The organism is Cupriavidus sp. D39 (assembly GCF_026627925.1).
Lineage (GTDB): Bacteria > Pseudomonadota > Gammaproteobacteria > Burkholderiales > Burkholderiaceae > Cupriavidus > Cupriavidus ulmosensis.
The window spans coordinates 1,680,320-1,694,626 of record NZ_JAPNLE010000009.1; the positions used below are offsets into that span (position 1 = coordinate 1,680,320).

Consider the following 14,307-nt stretch of genomic DNA (forward strand, 5'->3'; position numbering starts at 1 on the left):
TCCGCGGCATGAATGCAAGAACCGACACGCCAGCCGACGCGCCCGCGCCGTCCGAATTGGACGAGCCCCTGCCCGTCACCGACCCTTCCGCGCTCCCCGCGCCTGCCACCGGCGCCGACCCCGTCGAGCGCGGCGCCCCCGACCACCAGCAGTTCGTCGACTGGCTGCGCGCGGTCGCGCCCTATATCCACGCCTTCCGCGGCAAGACCTTCGTGATCGCCTTCGGCGGTGAGCTGGTCAAGGCCAACATCCTCAACGCCCTGGTCAATGACGTGGCCCTGCTGCACGCCATGGGCATGCAGATCGTGCTGGTGCACGGCTCGCGCCCGCAGGTGGAGGAGCAACTGGCGCTGCGCCATGTCGAGTCGCAATTCGCCGACGGCGTGCGCGTGACCGACAACGCGGCGCTGGAGTGCGCCAAGGAAGCCGCCGGCGAACTGCGCCTGGATATCGAGGCCGCCTTCAGCCAGGGCCTGCCCAACACGCCCATGGCGGGCGCGCAGCTGTCGGTGATCTCCGGCAACTTCGTCACCGCCCGCCCGCTCGGGATTGTCGACGGCGTGGATTACCAGCACACCGGGCTGGTGCGCAAGATCGACGGCGAGTCGGTTCGCATGTCGCTGTCGCACGGCAAGATCGTGCTGCTCTCGCCGCTTGGTTTCTCGCCCACCGGCCAGGCCTTCAACCTGTCGATGGAAGACGTGGCCAGCGCCACCGCCATCGCGCTGAAGGCCGACAAGCTGGTATTCATCACCGAGGTCCCCGGCGTGCAGGACCCGGTCGGCAAGCTGATGCCGGAAATGTCGCTGCGCACCGCCATCGAGCGGCTGCAGAACAACCACCTGCCGCCCGACGTCTCCTATTACCTGGAACACCTGGTCAAGGCGCTCAAGGGCGGCGTGCCGCGCGCCCACCTGATCCCCTTCCACCTGGACGGCTCGGTGCTGCTGGAACTGTTCCTGCACGACGGCGTCGGCACCATGATCTCCGACACCGACCTGGAAAGCCTGCGCGAAGCCACGCTGGACGACGTCGGCGGCATCCTGCAGCTGATCGCCCCGCTGGAGCAGGACGGCACGCTGGTGCCACGCGGACGCCACCTGATCGAGCGCGACATCGCCAACTTCTCGGTGATCGAGCACGATGGCGTGCTGTTCGGCTGCGCCGCGCTCTACCCCTACCCGCGCGAAGGCATGGCCGAGATGGCCTGCCTGACGGTGTCGTCCGAAGCCCAGGGCACCGGCGACGGCGAGCGCCTGCTCAAGCGCATCGAGCGCCGCGCCCGCAGCCTCGGCCTTGACCGCCTGTTCGTGCTCACCACCCGCACGGAACACTGGTTCCTCAAGCGCGGCTTTGTCCACGCCACCGTGGACGACCTGCCGGAAGACAAGCGCAAGCTCTACAACTGGCAGCGCAAGTCGATGGTGCTGATGAAGAAACTGTGACAGCGGTGGGGGTAGCCTGAAGGCTGGCCCCCGCTTCGTTACAATAGCGGCATCGCAACGGCCGGCCGCCTCGCCGCGCCGGCTACCTCACACGAAAACAAGGAGTTCCCCATGGCCCGCATGGTTCAATGCGTCAAGCTCAACAAAGAAGCCGAAGGGCTTGACCTGCCGCCGCTGCCGGGCGAACTCGGCAAGAAGATCTGGCAAAGCGTGTCGAAGGAAGCCTGGGCCGGCTGGCTCAAGCACCAGACCATGCTGATCAACGAAAACCGCCTGAACATGGCCGACACCCGGGCCCGCCAGTACCTGCTCAAGCAAACCGAGAAGTACTTCTTCGGCGAAGGCGCCGACCAGGCACAGGGCTATGTGCCGCCGCCGGCTGCCTGATCTGGCTGAGCGCGGCTTCGCGCCGCGCGGCGCGGATGCTTGAAAGCATTGCACCCTGCTGCTTGCATAGAAAGCCCCTCGCCAAGCGGTTGAGGGGCTTTTTGTGGCTTGGACTTCCATGAGAAAGCAATCCTAGAGCAATGGGCGAACGTCCTCGCTCTCCAGCCACGACGCGGTCTGCAACAGGCCGCCCCGCCTGATTCGCTCGATCAGTTCGTCGACCGACCATGGGGGATTCAGCTTGCGAACGCGCAATTCCTGGATGGCAACGACTGCACGCTGTTCATTGAAATCAATCAGGTCGAGAACGAATTGATCGGGGTAGACGACGTCCATCTCCAGTTTGGCACACAGGTAATCTGACGCGAAATCCCTCAAATTGAACGTCACGATCGCGTCCGCGCGCGCAGCTATGGCGACCATCGCGACGTGTCGATCCTTTGGATCGACCGGACGCAATATCGCCGTTTCAGGCGGAATATTGACTACCAGCGCATCGGAAAAGGCGAGATCCATTGCCCGCCGGGTGGCCTCGATCTGTGCCCGGGCATCCTCCGTGATGCCCGCAGCCTGGCGCCGCGCAATCAGATTGGATGTCCATTCATCATGGATGCGGTCCGACCATTTTGGATTGAAGAACTCATGATGGGCTAGCGTTAGCAGGACATCACGCACGATCATCGGAAATAACACGCATGCGTCCAGCACGACCGTGAACCGATCGAATGCCAACCTCACAGATCGTATCCACCCAAGGCTTCGCTTTGCGCGACTAGATCGTCGAGAGCCGTCTTGCGCGCGTCCCGCATGCTCTCCTTGTATCGCAGTACGTCGTCCATACGGATGCGGCGGTGACGCCCGACTTTTCGGAAAGGAACGTCACCCGCTTCCAGCCGCCCGATCAAATAGGGGCGGGAGACGCCAAGCATGTCGGCCGCTTGTTTGGTGGTCAGCTCGGTTTGCGCGGGATACAGGAGGAAGACCTGTTGGCTCGCCATCATCGCCAAGACCCTGGAAAGCACGCGCAGTGTCGCCGGCGGCACCTCAATTCGCGCGACGTCGCCACTGTCGCTTTCCTCGACCAGGGCGACGCGCGCTGCGCGCGAGCGGTCGAGCGCCTCACCCATCAGGCGGCTGGCATCGGCCAAAAGCGCGGCCTGGTCGTTGGTCAATTCGAATCGATCGGAAACGGTGATCGTCATATTGGGACTCCGGGAAGACCAACCCAATATACGCGCGCCGCACCATGGACGCAATAAATGCAACAAGCGCAATAAATGCAACTGCGCAAGTACCAACTCGCCCATCGCCGGAGTGAGAACTGAAGCTACGCTAGCCATCCTCCTCGGAAAAGAAAAAGGCCCTCGAAACATCGAGAGCCCTTACTCATCTACCCGCTGCCTCCTTGGAGAGCCACGAGTCCGGCACACTCAATAATCGCTGCGCTTCACGCCATCCGGCGTGCCCAGCAGCAACACATCGGCGCCGCGCAGGGCAAACAGCCCCACCGTGACCACGCCCGGCATGTGATTGATGGCTTCTTCCATCGACTTCGGATTGCTGATCTTCAGGCCAGCCACATCCAGGATCACATTGCCGTTGTCAGTCTTGAAGATGCCGCCTTCCTTGGTCATGCGCAGGCGCGGCTGGCCGCCGAATGCAGCCAGTTGGCGGGCGACCGCAGCGCGTGCCATCGGAATCACTTCCACCGGCAGGGGGAACGCACCCATCACATCCACCAGCTTGCTACCGTCGGCGATGCAGACAAAGCGTTTCGCCACCGAGGCCACGATCTTCTCGCGCGTCAGCGCGCCGCCGCCGCCTTTGATCATGGCGCCGCTGGCGTCGATCTCGTCCGCGCCGTCGACATACACGGGGATCTCGTCGACCTCGTTCAGGTCCAAGACCTTGAAGCCGTGTTGCTGCAGGCGGCGCGTGGAAGCCTCCGAACTGGAGACCGCGCCGGCAAAGCGTTCCTTGAACGCCGCCACCGCATCGATAAAGAGGTTGGCCGTGGAGCCCGTGCCCACGCCCAGCACCGAGCCCGCCGGCACTACCTCTTTGACATAGTCGGCCGCGGCTTGCGCCACCAGCGCCTTGAGTTCATCCTGTGTCATGACAACAGCCCATCTGCTTTGGGGGAAACCGCATAGTGTACCGGAATGCCGTGACATCCCCGGCGTGGGCGCGAGCCGACGGTACAATGCCCCGAGGCATGCATCAGCGCGGCGCCCGGGGCCTGCCGTTTCGGTCCTGCGCCATCACCAACCCTTGATAGCAACTCACTGACCATGAACCAGCTCGATCAGCTCAAGCAGTTCACCACCGTGGTGGCGGACACCGGCGATTTCCAGGTGATGAAGCAGTACACGCCGCAGGACGCCACCACCAACCCATCCCTGATTCTCAAGGCCGTCCAGAAGGCCGAGTACCGTCCCCTGCTGGAAAAGGCCGTGCGCGGCAATGACGGCATCGACGCCGTGATGGACGCCCTGCTGATCGCCTTCGGCTGCGAGATCCTGGCCATCGTGCCGGGCCGCGTGTCGACCGAGGTCGACGCGCGCCTGTCCTTCAACACCGAAGCCACGGTGGCCAAGGCCCGCCACCTGATCTCGCTGTACGAGCAGCGCGGCGTGGCGCGCGAGCGCGTGCTGATCAAGATCGCCTCCACCTGGGAAGGCATCCGCGCCGCCGAGGTGCTGCAGCGCGAAGGCATCAGCTGCAATATGACGCTGCTGTTCTCGCTGGCACAGGCCGTTGCCTGCGCCGAGGCCGGCGCGCAACTGATCTCGCCCTTCGTCGGCCGCATCCTGGACTGGCACAAGAAGCAAGCCGGCGACAAATGGGACGCCGCCGCTAATGCCGGCGACAACGATCCCGGCGTACGTTCGGTGCGCCAGATCTATGACTACTACAAGAAGTTCGGCCACACGACCGAGGTGATGGGCGCCAGCTTCCGCAGCGCCGAGCAGATCCTGGCGCTGGCCGGCTGCGACCTGCTGACCATCAGCCCGGACCTGCTGGAAAAGCTGGCCGCCAGCGAAGGCACGGTCGCGCGCAAGCTGTCGGTCGACCAGGCGCAGGCCGGCAATATCGCCCGCATCGAATGCGATGAGGCGGCCTTCCGCTGGCAGTTGAATGAAGACGCAATGGCGACGGAAAAGCTGGCAGAGGGGATTCGCGCGTTTGCGGCGGATGCCGTGAAGCTGGAGGCGTTGATTACGGCTTGAGGGGGCGGCGCCGGACGGTGCCGCTAAGACAGGACGACATCTCCCTCGAAGCAAGACGCCAGCCGCCTCAGCAACATGAGACGGCTGGCTCTTCATGAGATGGATGCACATGTTGCATATCTCGGGTACACAAAAGATCAACTCGCGGCATCACTTTGGCGCGCTGGGTACTAACGCTGTATGCTCAAGTGCGTCAAACGCCATCGAGCCCCCGGTCCGCTTGCCCCATCTGCAATCAATGCTTAATATGAAATCATTGATTGCAAAAGGAGCACATCATGGCGAGCATGACAATCCGAAACCTGGATGAACAACTCAAGGCTCGATTGCGCGTGCGTGCCGCTCAACACGGCAGGTCCATGGAAGACGAAGCTCGGGCCATCCTGCGCAGCGCACTTTCGACTGAGCCAGTGCGCGTGCCAACACTGGTCGAGGCCATCCGTAGCCGGATTGCGCCACTAGGTGGAATTGATCTGGACCTCCCTCCCCGCGAAGCCATCCGCGAACCGCAGGAACTCGGCAAATGATTCTCCTGGACACCAATGTCCTGTCGGAACTGCTGAGGCCGGCACCCGAAGGCAGGGTGCTGACATGGATAGCCGCCCAGCCGCGCGCGACGCTCTTCACCACATCGGTGACACGTGGCGAGATGCTTTATGGCATCAAAGTCCTGCCCGACGGTCGACGCCAGCAGGGGTTGCTGGCAGCCATCCTCGCCATATTCAACGAGGAACTGGCAGGACAAGTGCTGAACTTCGACAGCGACGCTGCCGACGCCTACGCAGAGATCGCAGCACTACGCAGGAGCCTGGGCAAGCCCATCAGCCAGTTCGATGCCATGATCGCCGCGATAGCCCGTTCGCGAGGGGCTCACCTCGCGACGCGAAACGTGAAGGACTTTGTGGAATGCGGAATCGATATCGTCGATCCATGGGGGTGAGAAGATAGATCAGCAAGCCGCCCGGGAATCCAGGCGGCGAGCGGGTTCAGGCTGGCGTCGCAGGCGTGCCGTCCCACAGCAAGGGCAAGACCACGCCGGCCGGGCCGCGCAGCACGATGTCGGCGGTCTGATCCAGCGCCGAGGGCTCGGGATTGACCACGATGACATGCGCGCCATGGTCCTTGGCGGCGCCGGGCAGGCCCGCAGCCGGATAGACCAGGCCGGAGGTGCCCACCACGATGCACAAGTCGCACTGCTCGGCCGCGTGCTCGGCGCGATAGCGCGCCACCCGCGGCAGTTCCTCGCCAAACCACACCACGCCGGGGCGCATCATGGCATTGCAGAGGGAACAGCGCGGCGGCACGCCGGGCACGGCGGTCGCCGGGTCGCAACGGCCGCAGCCGCCCAGCCATTTGTTGGCGAAGAGGTTGCCGTGCAGCTCGATCACATCGGGGCTGCCGGCACGCTGGTGCAGACCATCCACGTTTTGCGTGACCAGGGTGACGGTTTTCTGTGTCGCGAGTGCCACCAGGGCGATGTGCGCCGGGTTGGGATGCGTGGCCGCCACCAGTTCGCGCCGGTGCAGGTACCACTCCCATACCAGCGCGGGCTGGCGCCGGTAGGCGTCCTCCTGCGCCAGTTCCTCGGGATTGAAGCGCGACCACAGGCCGGTCATGGCGTCGCGAAACGTGGGCACGCCGGACTCGGCCGATACGCCCGCGCCGGTGAGCACCATGATGTTGGTGGCTTCGCCGATCAGGCGGCGCGATGCCGCGAGCGCCTGTGCGTCGATGTCCGCCTTCATGGATTCCGCCCCAGCGCTCAGCGCTTCAGGCGGCGCTGGCGCACCGCCTCATACAGGCACACGCCGCTGGCCACGGAGACGTTCAGGCTTTCCACGCCACCGGCCATCGGGATGCCGACCAGCTCGTCGCAGGTTTCGCGGGTGAGGCGGCGCATCCCTCGCCTTCGGCGCCCATCACCAGGGCAACCGGGCCCTTGAAATCCACGTCGTAAAGCGTTTTTTCCGTGCCGTCGGCAGTGCCGATCACCCAGATGCCGCGTTCCTGCAAGCTCGCGCAGCGTGCGCGCCAGGTTGGTGACGGTGATGTAGGGAATGGTTTCCGCCGCGCCGCTGGCCACCTTGGCCACCGTGGTGTTCAAACCCACGCTGCGGTCCTTCGGGGCGATCACGGCGTGCGCGCCGGCGCCATCGGCCACGCGCAGGCAGGCGCCCAGGTTGTGCGGATCGGTGACGCCGTCGAGCACCAGCAGCAAGGGCGTGCCCTCGATGCCATCGAGCAGTTCATCAAGATTGAGGGCCAGCGCCACATCTTCGGCGCGGGCGACCACGCCCTGGTGGCGGTCGGTGCCGGCCATGCCGCGCAGGCGCTCGGCGTCCACCGGGTGCAGGCGGACGTTGAGGCTTTCGGCAAGGCGGATGAAGTCCTGCATGCGGCGGTCACGCCGCGCGGATTCTACGTAGACATCGGTGACGCCAGCGGCGTCCTGGCGCAGGCGCGCGGTGACGGCGTGAAAGCCGATCAAGAGTTTTTGTTTAGCCATGGCGAGATTGTACATTCCCGCCGGGGCTTGCCCCGTGTCCGGAGCCAGGGAGCCGGAGCCGGACAAGCCGGCGCCGGCCCCTGGCCGTCAGGTGCGTTTGCGCGAGGCGCGGCTGCTCTTGCCGGCCGGCTTGGCGCCGCCCTTGTGCGTCGAGCCGAGATGCTGCGGCTTGGGCTTGGCGGCGCGCTTGGCCGGTTTGCCGCCGGCCTTGGCGCCCTGCCCCACGTGCGGCTTGACCGGCGTCATGACAGCCTCGAACACCGGCTGCTCTTCGATCACGCGGTCCAGCGTTTCGTCGAACGACTCTTCCGGCTTGGAGCTGCCACCCAGCAGCGCGGCCAGCTGACGGCCCTTCTTGCGCGCGGGCACGGCATGCGCGGCGGGCACGCGCGGCGCGGCGTCGGCGGTCGGGGCGCGGCCGCGCAGGCTCTTGGCCGACGGCTCCTGCACCAGGCGGAAGTCGATCTTGCGCGCATCGAGATCCACGCGCGAAACCTGCACGCGGACACGGTCGGTCAGGCGGTAGCGGATGCCGGTACGCTCGCCGCGCAGTTCGTTGCGCGCTTCGTCATACTGGAAATAATCGCTGCCCAGCTCGGTGACATGGACCAGGCCTTCGACGTAGAGCTCATCGAGCTGCACGAAGATGCCGAACGAGGTAACCGAGCTGATGGTGCCCGAATACTCGCTGCCGAGCTTGTCGCGCATGAAGTAGCATTTGAGCCAGGCTTCCACATCGCGCGAGGCCTCATCGGCACGACGCTCGTTGGCCGAGCAGTGCAGGCCGAGCTCGTCCCAGATGGCCTCGTTGCGCTGGGCGCGCGCGGCGCTGCGCTCGGCCTTCTCGGCGGCGTCCTTGGCCTGCATGCGGCGCGCCTTGGGCGCGATCGCGGTATTCAGCGCAGTGCCCGGGGCAAACGCCGGCCTGTACTTCGTATGCGCCAGCACGGCCTTGATGGCGCGGTGCGTCAGCAAGTCCGGGTAACGGCGGATCGGGCTGGTGAAGTGGGCGTAAGCCTCGTACGACAAGCCGAAGTGGCCGATGTTGTCCGGGCTGTAGACCGCCTGCTGCATCGAGCGCAGCAGCATGGTCTGCAGCATCGGCGCGTCGGGACGGCTCTTGATCTTGTCCATCACATCGGCGTAGTCGCCTGCCTGCGGCTTGTCGCCACCGGCCAGCGAAAGCCCGACGGTGCGCAGGAACTCGCGCAGGTTCTTCAGCTTTTCCTCGCCCGGGCCGGCGTGGATCCGGTACAGCGTGGGATGCTTGAAGCGCTCGAGGAAGTCGGCGGCGCACACGTTGGCGGCCAGCATGCACTCCTCGATCAGGCGGTGGGCGTCGTTGCGGGTGCGCGGCAGGATCTGCTCGATCTTGCCTTGCGCATTGCAGACGATATAGGTCTCGGTGGTGTCGAAGTCGATCGCGCCACGTTCGCGCCGCGCCTTGAGCAGGACCTGGAACAACTCGTACAGGTTCTGCAGGTGCGGCACCAGGTCGGCGCGCTTGTGCGCCTCCGGGCCCTTGGTGTTGGACAGCACCGACCAGACCTCGTTATAGGTCAGGCGCGCCGCCGAATGCATCACGGCGGGATAGAACTGATAGCCCTTGAGCTCGCCCTTGGCGGTGATCACGGCGTCGCACACCATGCACAGGCGGTCGACTTGCGGGTTCAGCGAGCACAGGCCGTTGGAGAGCTTTTCCGGCAGCATCGGGATGACGCGGCGCGGGAAGTACACCGAGGTGGCGCGATCCAGCGCATCGGCGTCCAGCGCCGTGCCAGGCCGCACGTAGTGCGATACGTCCGCAATGGCCACCACCAGGCGCCAGCCCTTCGAGCGGCCGATCTTGACGGGCTCGCAGTAAACGGCGTCGTCGAAGTCGCGCGCGTCTTCACCGTCGATGGTCACCAGCGGCACATCGCGCAGGTCGATGCGATGCTCCAGGTCGGACTCGCGCACCTCGTCGGGCAGGTCGGCGGCTTCCTTGGCGCAGGCATCCGAGAATTCATGCGGCACGCCGTACTTGCGCACGGCGATTTCGATTTCCATGCCGGGATCGTCAAAGTCGCCCAGCACTTCCACCACGCGGCCCACGGGCTGCACGTAGCGATCGGGGTAGTCGATGATCTCGACGCTGACCACCTGGCCGACTTGCGCCTTGCCTTGTGCCTTGGGCGGGATCAGGATGTCCTGGCTGATGCGCTTGTCTTCGGGCGCCACCACCAGCACGCCGCCTTCGCTCAGCAGGCGGCCGATCACGTAGCGGTTGGCACGCTCGAGGATCTCGACGATCTGGCCTTCGGGCCGGCCGCGCCGGTCGTAGCCGATCACGCGCACCTGGGCGCGGTCGTTGTGCATGGCCTTCTGCAGCTCGCGCTCAGGCAGGAAGATGTCGTCATCGCCATCGTCGCGGATCAGGAAGCCGAAGCCATCGCGATGGCCCTGCACACGGCCGACCACGAAGTTGGGCTGGTTGGCCAGCTCGTAGCGGCCCTTGCGGTTGAGTTCGATCTGGCCGTCGCGCTCCATGGCGGCGAGGCGTTTCTGGAAGCCATCGTGTTCTTTGCGCGTGACGGCGAGCGCCTTGGCGATATCGCCGCCCGACAAGGGCGACCCCGACGTCCTCAGGACGCCAAGGATTTCTTCCCGACTAGGGATCGGATAGTTATTCTGATTCAATTTTTTCTAGAATTATTTGACAAACGACTTGCGGTCGCTATAATGAGCGCTTCGGTTGTTTCGACGCCCGCCCAGGTGGCGAAATTGGTAGACGCACTAGGTTCAGGTCCTAGCGGTGGCAACACTGTGGAGGTTCGAGTCCTCTCCTGGGCACCAGATCAAACGGAAAACCCGCAGCGCTTTCGAGCCCTGCGGGTTTTTTGTTTTCCGGCGTCTGATCTTGCAACTTTGCACTCCCGATTCGATATTGGCGCGACTGCGCGACTTAACTAATTAATAAATACCAGTCGCAGCAACGACCGCTCCGGGGCGTGGAGTCCGCTCTTGCCTGCTGAGTTGCCTGCTTAGGCACCCACTGAGACAGATTCATCCACACGGCCTGGCGCTCACACGAACTACCAGGGCGCGGCCGGAGCAGCAGCCGACTGCTGCGCTGCGGGTGAGTGTATCAGTTTCAGTGGCGCTCCCGGCATTCTTCCGCCATTCGCACGCCGGAATGTCGCGCTTTCCGACGTTTTCCGGCGCAAACCACCCTGTTGCTGCAGGCGCGTACCACGTTGGCGCGCCAGCTTGGCGCGCCCGCCGCTTGACAGCGCCGGCCATCTGTAACTAAGATAGTTTCACATTGCCTCGCCAACCATGACCACCAGCAGCCGCTTCGCCGTCGCCGTCCATATCCTGACCTTGCTGGCCAGCGCCGCCGAGCCCTTGCCGTCGTCGCTGATCGCGGGTAGCGTGGGCACCAACCCCGTCTTGATCCGCCGCCTGGTCAGCCAGTTGGCCGAGGCGGGACTGGTGAGCACCATGATGGGCAGCAACGGCGGCGCCTCGCTGGCGCGCGCGGCAGCATCGATCACGCTGCTCGACGTGTTCCGCGCGGTGGAGTCGGCCACGCTGATCGCGCCGCATCACAGCGTGCCCAACCCGGCCTGCATGGTGGGACGGGAAATCACCGGCGCGCTGAAGCACGCCGCGGACCGCGCCCAGGCCGCGATGGATGGCGCGCTGGCGCAGATCACGATTGCCGGCATGCTCGCCGACGTGGAGCGCGCGGCCCGGCAACGCAAGACGTAAAAATTTTTATCCCGATGTGTAACCATCGTGGTTTCATATCGTTATTCAACAGAGCAACAAAGGAGTTCAGCATGAAGATCGCAATCATCGGCGCCACCGGCCGTGTCGGTACCCGCCTCATCGACGAAGCCCTGAGCCGCGGCCACACGGTCACCGCGATCGCGCGCCAGGCCGACAAGCTGCCCGCGCGGCCGGGCCTCGCCACCGTCAATGCGGATGTCGCCAACACCAAGGCCCTGGCAGCCGCCCTTGCCGGCCATGACGTGGCGATCAGCACCGTACGCTTCCTGCAGGCGACGGCCGAGCAGATCATCGGCGCGGTCAAGGCCGCCGCCGTGCCCCGCCTGCTGGTAGTGGGCGGCGCAGGCAGCCTCTACGTGGCACCGGAAGTGCAACTGGTCGACACGCCGCAGTTCCCGGAAATCTACAAGGCCGAGGCCCTGGCCGGACGCGACTTCCTCAATGCCCTGCGCAAGGAAACCGCGATCGACTGGACCTTCCTGTCCCCCGCCGCCCTGTTCGAGCCGGGCACGCGCACCGGCAAGTTCCGCGTGGGCGAGGAGACGCTGCTCACCGACGCCAGCGGCAAGAGCTGGATCTCGATGGAGGACTACGCCATCGCCATGCTCGATGAAGTGGAAAAGCCGGCGCACTCGCGCCAGCGCTACACGGTCGCTTACTAGGCAGGAAACGGACGGCAACGGCGGGGCCTGCGGCAAGCCGCCCCCGCCTTTTCTTTAGCCGCCTTTGCCGAGCCGCTCGGCAACGTCGTTCTCGGTAAAGCGGTCGCCGGACAGCAGGCGAAAGACAAAGATATCGTCGCGCAGGCTGTGATAGGCTACCTGCGAACGCGATGCCCGCGCGGCAGCACCCTGCCCGCTCGTTTGCGCGCTCATTTGCCCGGGCGGCCCGTGGATCAGGCCTGCGAGCCGCCGGCGGCGTGCTTGCCGCGCTTGAGCCAGGCTGCCAGGTTGTGCGGGCGCAGCGTGTCGTACTCTTCGAACGGCTGGTGAATCCAGGGGTTCGTCGGCAGGAAGGTCACGTGATAGTCCGGCTTGACCTTGGAGCAGGCCTTGTACCACAGCACGGACGAGCGGACTTCCGTCACGGCGGGATAACGCTCCTGCAGATGGCGGCCCACGCGTTCCAGCGTGACGCCGGAATCCACCAGGTCATCGACCAGCAGGATCTTGCCGGAGAGGTCGCCCTTGGTCATGGTGATGTACTGCGCGATATCGAGGTCGCCCTGCTGGGTGCCCGCCGCCTCGCGATAGCTGCTGGTGGCCAGGATGGCGAGAGGCACGTCGAAGATGCGGGACATCTGGTCGCCGACGCGCAGGCCACCACGGGCCAGGCACAGGATCTTGTCGAACTTCCAGCCCGACTCGTGGACGTTAAGCGCCAGGCGCGCGATCAGGCTATGGTAGTCGTCCCACGAGATCCACAGGTTCTCGTCGTCGTTCGATGGCAGGGTCATGATTGTTTTAGCTCTTCGGCTTTAGGCTTATGGTCTGTTGACCGATAAAGTTTCGGCCCGCTTGCGCGGGCCGATTTGCTCTTGTGCTTTTGCGGTCTTTTACCAGCGCGGCATCTTTCAGCCGCACGGCGCCCTTGCGGGCCAAGACAACATCAGGCTACGTACGGGTGACGCAGCAGGATGGTTTCGTCGCGGTCCGGGCCGGTCGAGATCATGTCGATCGGGATGCCGACCACTTCCTCGACGCGCTTCAGGTAGGTGCGAGCCTGTTCCGGCAGCGCATCCCAGGCCTTCACGCCGAAGGTGGATTCGTTCCAGCCCGGGAATTCCTCGTACACCGGCACGCAGCGCGCCACGGCATCCGAGCCACGCGGCAGGATGTCGACGGTCTTGCCGTCCAGTTCGTAGCCCACGCAAAGCTTGAGGGTTTCGAGGCCATCCAGCACGTCGAGCTTGGTCATGCAAAGACCCGACACGCCGTTGATCTGCACCGAGCGCTTGAGCGCGGCCGCGTCGAGCCAGCCGGTGCGGCGCGGACGCCCGGTCACCGAGCCGAATTCCTTGCCGACGTTGGCCAGGCGCACGCCCACCGGGTCCTGGCGCTTGGGGTTGTCGTTGTCGTACAGCTCGCTGGGGAACGGGCCTGCGCCCACGCGGGTGCAGTAGGCCTTGGTGATGCCCAGGATGTAGTTCAGGCGGCCCGGGCCAACACCGGCGCCGGCGGCGGCGGCACCGGCCACGCAGTTGCTGGAGGTGACGAACGGATAGGTGCCGTGGTCGACGTCGAGCAGCGTGCCTTGCGCGCCTTCGAACATCAGATTGCCGCCGGCAGCGTTGACCGCGTACAGCTCGGCCGACACGTCGGCCACCATCGGGGCCAGGCGCGGCGCGTAGGCCAGCATTTCGTCCAGGGTCTGCTGGTAATCGACCGCTTCCGCGCCCAGGTACTGGGTCAGCATGAAGTTATGCAGGTCGAGGTTCTCGCGCAGCTTCTCGGCGAAGCACTTGGGATCGAACAGGTCCTGCACCCGCAGCGCGCGGCGGGCCACCTTGTCTTCGTAGGCCGGGCCGATGCCGCGGCCGGTGGTGCCGATCTTGTCGGCGCCACGGCGCACTTCACGGGCCTTGTCGATGGCAACGTGGTACGGCAGGATCAGCGTGGTCGCTTCGGAAATGCGCAGGCGGTTCTGCACCTGCAGGCCGGCGGCTTCCAGTTCCTCGATCTCACGGAACAGCGCCTCCGGCGACAGCACGACGCCGTTGCCGATGTAGCAGATCGTGCCTTCGCGCATGATGCCCGAGGGGATCAGGCGCAGGATGGTCTTCTTGCCGCCGATGATGAGCGTATGGCCAGCGTTGTGGCCGCCCTGGAACCGCACCACGCCCTTTGCATGATCGGTAAGCCAATCGACGATTTTTCCTTGCCTTCGTCACCCCATTGGGTGCCGATCACGACGACATTGCGTCCCTGGCTTACTGCAGAAGCGGACATGTTGATTTTGGTCAGTG

15 protein-coding genes, 1 tRNA gene and 1 pseudogene are annotated in these 14,307 nt (G+C 64.9%); 8 read left to right on the forward strand and 9 right to left on the reverse strand.

Annotated features, from left to right (window positions below):
* Positions 1–8: 8 nt before the first annotated feature.
* Entirely contained in the window at positions 9–1,445 is a 1,437-nt protein-coding gene (argA, locus tag OMK73_RS19710; RefSeq protein WP_267603595.1) for an amino-acid N-acetyltransferase, read from the forward strand.
* Positions 1,446–1,556: 111 nt separating this feature from the next.
* Entirely contained in the window at positions 1,557–1,832 is a 276-nt protein-coding gene (locus OMK73_RS19715; RefSeq protein WP_006157784.1) for an oxidative damage protection protein, read from the forward strand.
* A gap of 132 nt (positions 1,833–1,964) precedes the next feature.
* Here OMK73_RS19715 and OMK73_RS19720 read toward each other — a convergent pair whose 3' ends face one another.
* The 3 genes from OMK73_RS19720 to rpiA form a co-directional block, all read right to left on the reverse strand.
* Entirely contained in the window at positions 1,965–2,570 is a 606-nt protein-coding gene (locus OMK73_RS19720) for a PIN domain-containing protein (RefSeq protein ID WP_267603599.1), read from the reverse strand.
* A complete protein-coding gene (locus tag OMK73_RS19725) occupies positions 2,567–3,034 on the reverse strand; it encodes a helix-turn-helix domain-containing protein (protein ID WP_267603600.1) in 468 nt (155 codons plus the stop codon). The genes OMK73_RS19720 and OMK73_RS19725 overlap by 4 nt, the downstream gene beginning before the upstream one ends.
* A 228-nt stretch (positions 3,035–3,262) precedes the next feature.
* A complete protein-coding gene (gene rpiA / locus OMK73_RS19730; protein ID WP_267603601.1) occupies positions 3,263–3,949 on the reverse strand; it encodes a ribose-5-phosphate isomerase RpiA in 687 nt (228 codons plus the stop codon).
* 174 nt (positions 3,950–4,123) lie between these two features.
* Here rpiA and tal point away from each other — a divergent pair, with 174 nt between their 5' ends.
* The 3 genes from tal (at position 4,124) to OMK73_RS19745 (ending at position 6,002) form a co-directional block, all read left to right on the forward strand.
* Positions 4,124–5,062: a transaldolase gene (gene tal / locus OMK73_RS19735; protein WP_267603602.1), complete on the forward strand. Its 939-nt coding sequence runs from the start codon at positions 4,124–4,126 to the stop codon at positions 5,060–5,062.
* Between the two features lie 278 nt (positions 5,063–5,340).
* Complete coding sequence (locus OMK73_RS19740) at positions 5,341–5,589, forward strand: FitA-like ribbon-helix-helix domain-containing protein (RefSeq protein ID WP_267603604.1); 249 nt, start codon at positions 5,341–5,343, stop codon at positions 5,587–5,589.
* A complete protein-coding gene (locus tag OMK73_RS19745) occupies positions 5,586–6,002 on the forward strand; it encodes a type II toxin-antitoxin system VapC family toxin (protein WP_267603605.1) in 417 nt (138 codons plus the stop codon). Before OMK73_RS19740 ends, OMK73_RS19745 begins: the two co-directional genes overlap by 4 nt.
* Positions 6,003–6,048: 46 nt before the next feature.
* On the opposite strand, the gene OMK73_RS19750 is transcribed toward OMK73_RS19745, so the two are convergent.
* The 3 genes from OMK73_RS19750 to rnr all read right to left on the reverse strand — a co-directional run bounded on the left by OMK73_RS19750 (position 6,049) and on the right by rnr (position 10,247).
* On the reverse strand, positions 6,049–6,807 hold the full coding sequence (locus tag OMK73_RS19750) for an NAD-dependent deacylase (protein ID WP_324291750.1): 759 nt from the start codon (positions 6,805–6,807) through the stop codon (positions 6,049–6,051).
* Positions 6,808–6,824: 17 nt separating this feature from the next.
* Positions 6,825–7,568, reverse strand: a complete 744-nt coding sequence (rlmB, locus tag OMK73_RS19755) for a 23S rRNA (guanosine(2251)-2'-O)-methyltransferase RlmB (RefSeq protein WP_267603606.1) — start codon at positions 7,566–7,568, stop codon at positions 6,825–6,827.
* Positions 7,569–7,655: 87 nt separating this feature from the next.
* Positions 7,656–10,247 carry a ribonuclease R gene (gene rnr / locus OMK73_RS19760; protein WP_267603607.1) on the reverse strand — a complete coding sequence of 864 codons (2,592 nt, stop codon included), beginning with the start codon at positions 10,245–10,247 and terminating at the stop codon, positions 7,656–7,658.
* Between the two features lie 69 nt (positions 10,248–10,316).
* Here rnr and OMK73_RS19765 point away from each other — a divergent pair.
* From OMK73_RS19765 to OMK73_RS19775, 3 genes are all read left to right on the forward strand, one after another.
* Positions 10,317–10,403 (forward strand) — tRNA-Leu (locus OMK73_RS19765).
* A 483-nt stretch (positions 10,404–10,886) separates the two neighbouring features.
* The gene (locus OMK73_RS19770) at positions 10,887–11,321 is read left to right on the forward strand and encodes an Rrf2 family transcriptional regulator (protein WP_267603609.1); all 435 of its coding nucleotides are present in this window, start codon (positions 10,887–10,889) and stop codon (positions 11,319–11,321) included.
* Between the two features lie 71 nt (positions 11,322–11,392).
* Positions 11,393–12,004: an NAD(P)-dependent oxidoreductase gene (locus OMK73_RS19775; RefSeq protein WP_267603610.1), complete on the forward strand. Its 612-nt coding sequence runs from the start codon at positions 11,393–11,395 to the stop codon at positions 12,002–12,004.
* 54 nt (positions 12,005–12,058) lie between these two features.
* Here OMK73_RS19775 and OMK73_RS19780 read toward each other — a convergent pair whose 3' ends face one another.
* The 3 genes and pseudogenes from OMK73_RS19780 to OMK73_RS19790 all read right to left on the reverse strand — a co-directional run bounded on the left by OMK73_RS19780 (position 12,059) and on the right by OMK73_RS19790 (position 14,290).
* Positions 12,059–12,217, reverse strand: coding sequence for a hypothetical protein (locus OMK73_RS19780; protein ID WP_267603612.1), 159 nt, complete (start codon positions 12,215–12,217; stop codon positions 12,059–12,061).
* A 20-nt stretch (positions 12,218–12,237) separates the two neighbouring features.
* Positions 12,238–12,798, reverse strand: coding sequence for a phosphoribosyltransferase (locus tag OMK73_RS19785; protein WP_267603613.1), 561 nt, complete (start codon positions 12,796–12,798; stop codon positions 12,238–12,240).
* A gap of 152 nt (positions 12,799–12,950) precedes the next feature.
* A pseudogene (locus OMK73_RS19790) lies at positions 12,951–14,290 on the reverse strand (adenylosuccinate synthase).
* Positions 14,291–14,307: the final 17 nt, after the last annotated feature.

Excerpts from the sequence above, each read along its gene's own strand:
- OMK73_RS19725 (WP_267603600.1), bottom strand. The coding sequence starts at position 3,034 with ATGACGATCACCGTTTCCGATCGATTCGAATTGACCAACGACCAGGCC.
- argA (WP_267603595.1), top strand. The coding sequence starts at position 9 with ATGAATGCAAGAACCGACACGCCAGCCGACGCGCCCGCGCCGTCCGAA.
- OMK73_RS19775 (WP_267603610.1), top strand. The coding sequence starts at position 11,393 with ATGAAGATCGCAATCATCGGCGCCACCGGCCGTGTCGGTACCCGCCTC.
- OMK73_RS19780 (WP_267603612.1), bottom strand. The coding sequence starts at position 12,217 with ATGAGCGCGCAAACGAGCGGGCAGGGTGCTGCCGCGCGGGCATCGCGT.
- rpiA (WP_267603601.1), bottom strand. The coding sequence starts at position 3,949 with ATGACACAGGATGAACTCAAGGCGCTGGTGGCGCAAGCCGCGGCCGAC.
- tal (WP_267603602.1), top strand. The coding sequence starts at position 4,124 with ATGAACCAGCTCGATCAGCTCAAGCAGTTCACCACCGTGGTGGCGGAC.
- OMK73_RS19750 (WP_324291750.1), bottom strand. The coding sequence starts at position 6,807 with ATGAAGGCGGACATCGACGCACAGGCGCTCGCGGCATCGCGCCGCCTG.
- rlmB (WP_267603606.1), bottom strand. The coding sequence starts at position 7,568 with ATGGCTAAACAAAAACTCTTGATCGGCTTTCACGCCGTCACCGCGCGC.
- OMK73_RS19715 (WP_006157784.1), top strand. The coding sequence starts at position 1,557 with ATGGCCCGCATGGTTCAATGCGTCAAGCTCAACAAAGAAGCCGAAGGG.
- OMK73_RS19740 (WP_267603604.1), top strand. The coding sequence starts at position 5,341 with ATGGCGAGCATGACAATCCGAAACCTGGATGAACAACTCAAGGCTCGA.
- OMK73_RS19785 (WP_267603613.1), bottom strand. The coding sequence starts at position 12,798 with ATGACCCTGCCATCGAACGACGACGAGAACCTGTGGATCTCGTGGGAC.
- OMK73_RS19745 (WP_267603605.1), top strand. The coding sequence starts at position 5,586 with ATGATTCTCCTGGACACCAATGTCCTGTCGGAACTGCTGAGGCCGGCA.
- OMK73_RS19770 (WP_267603609.1), top strand. The coding sequence starts at position 10,887 with ATGACCACCAGCAGCCGCTTCGCCGTCGCCGTCCATATCCTGACCTTG.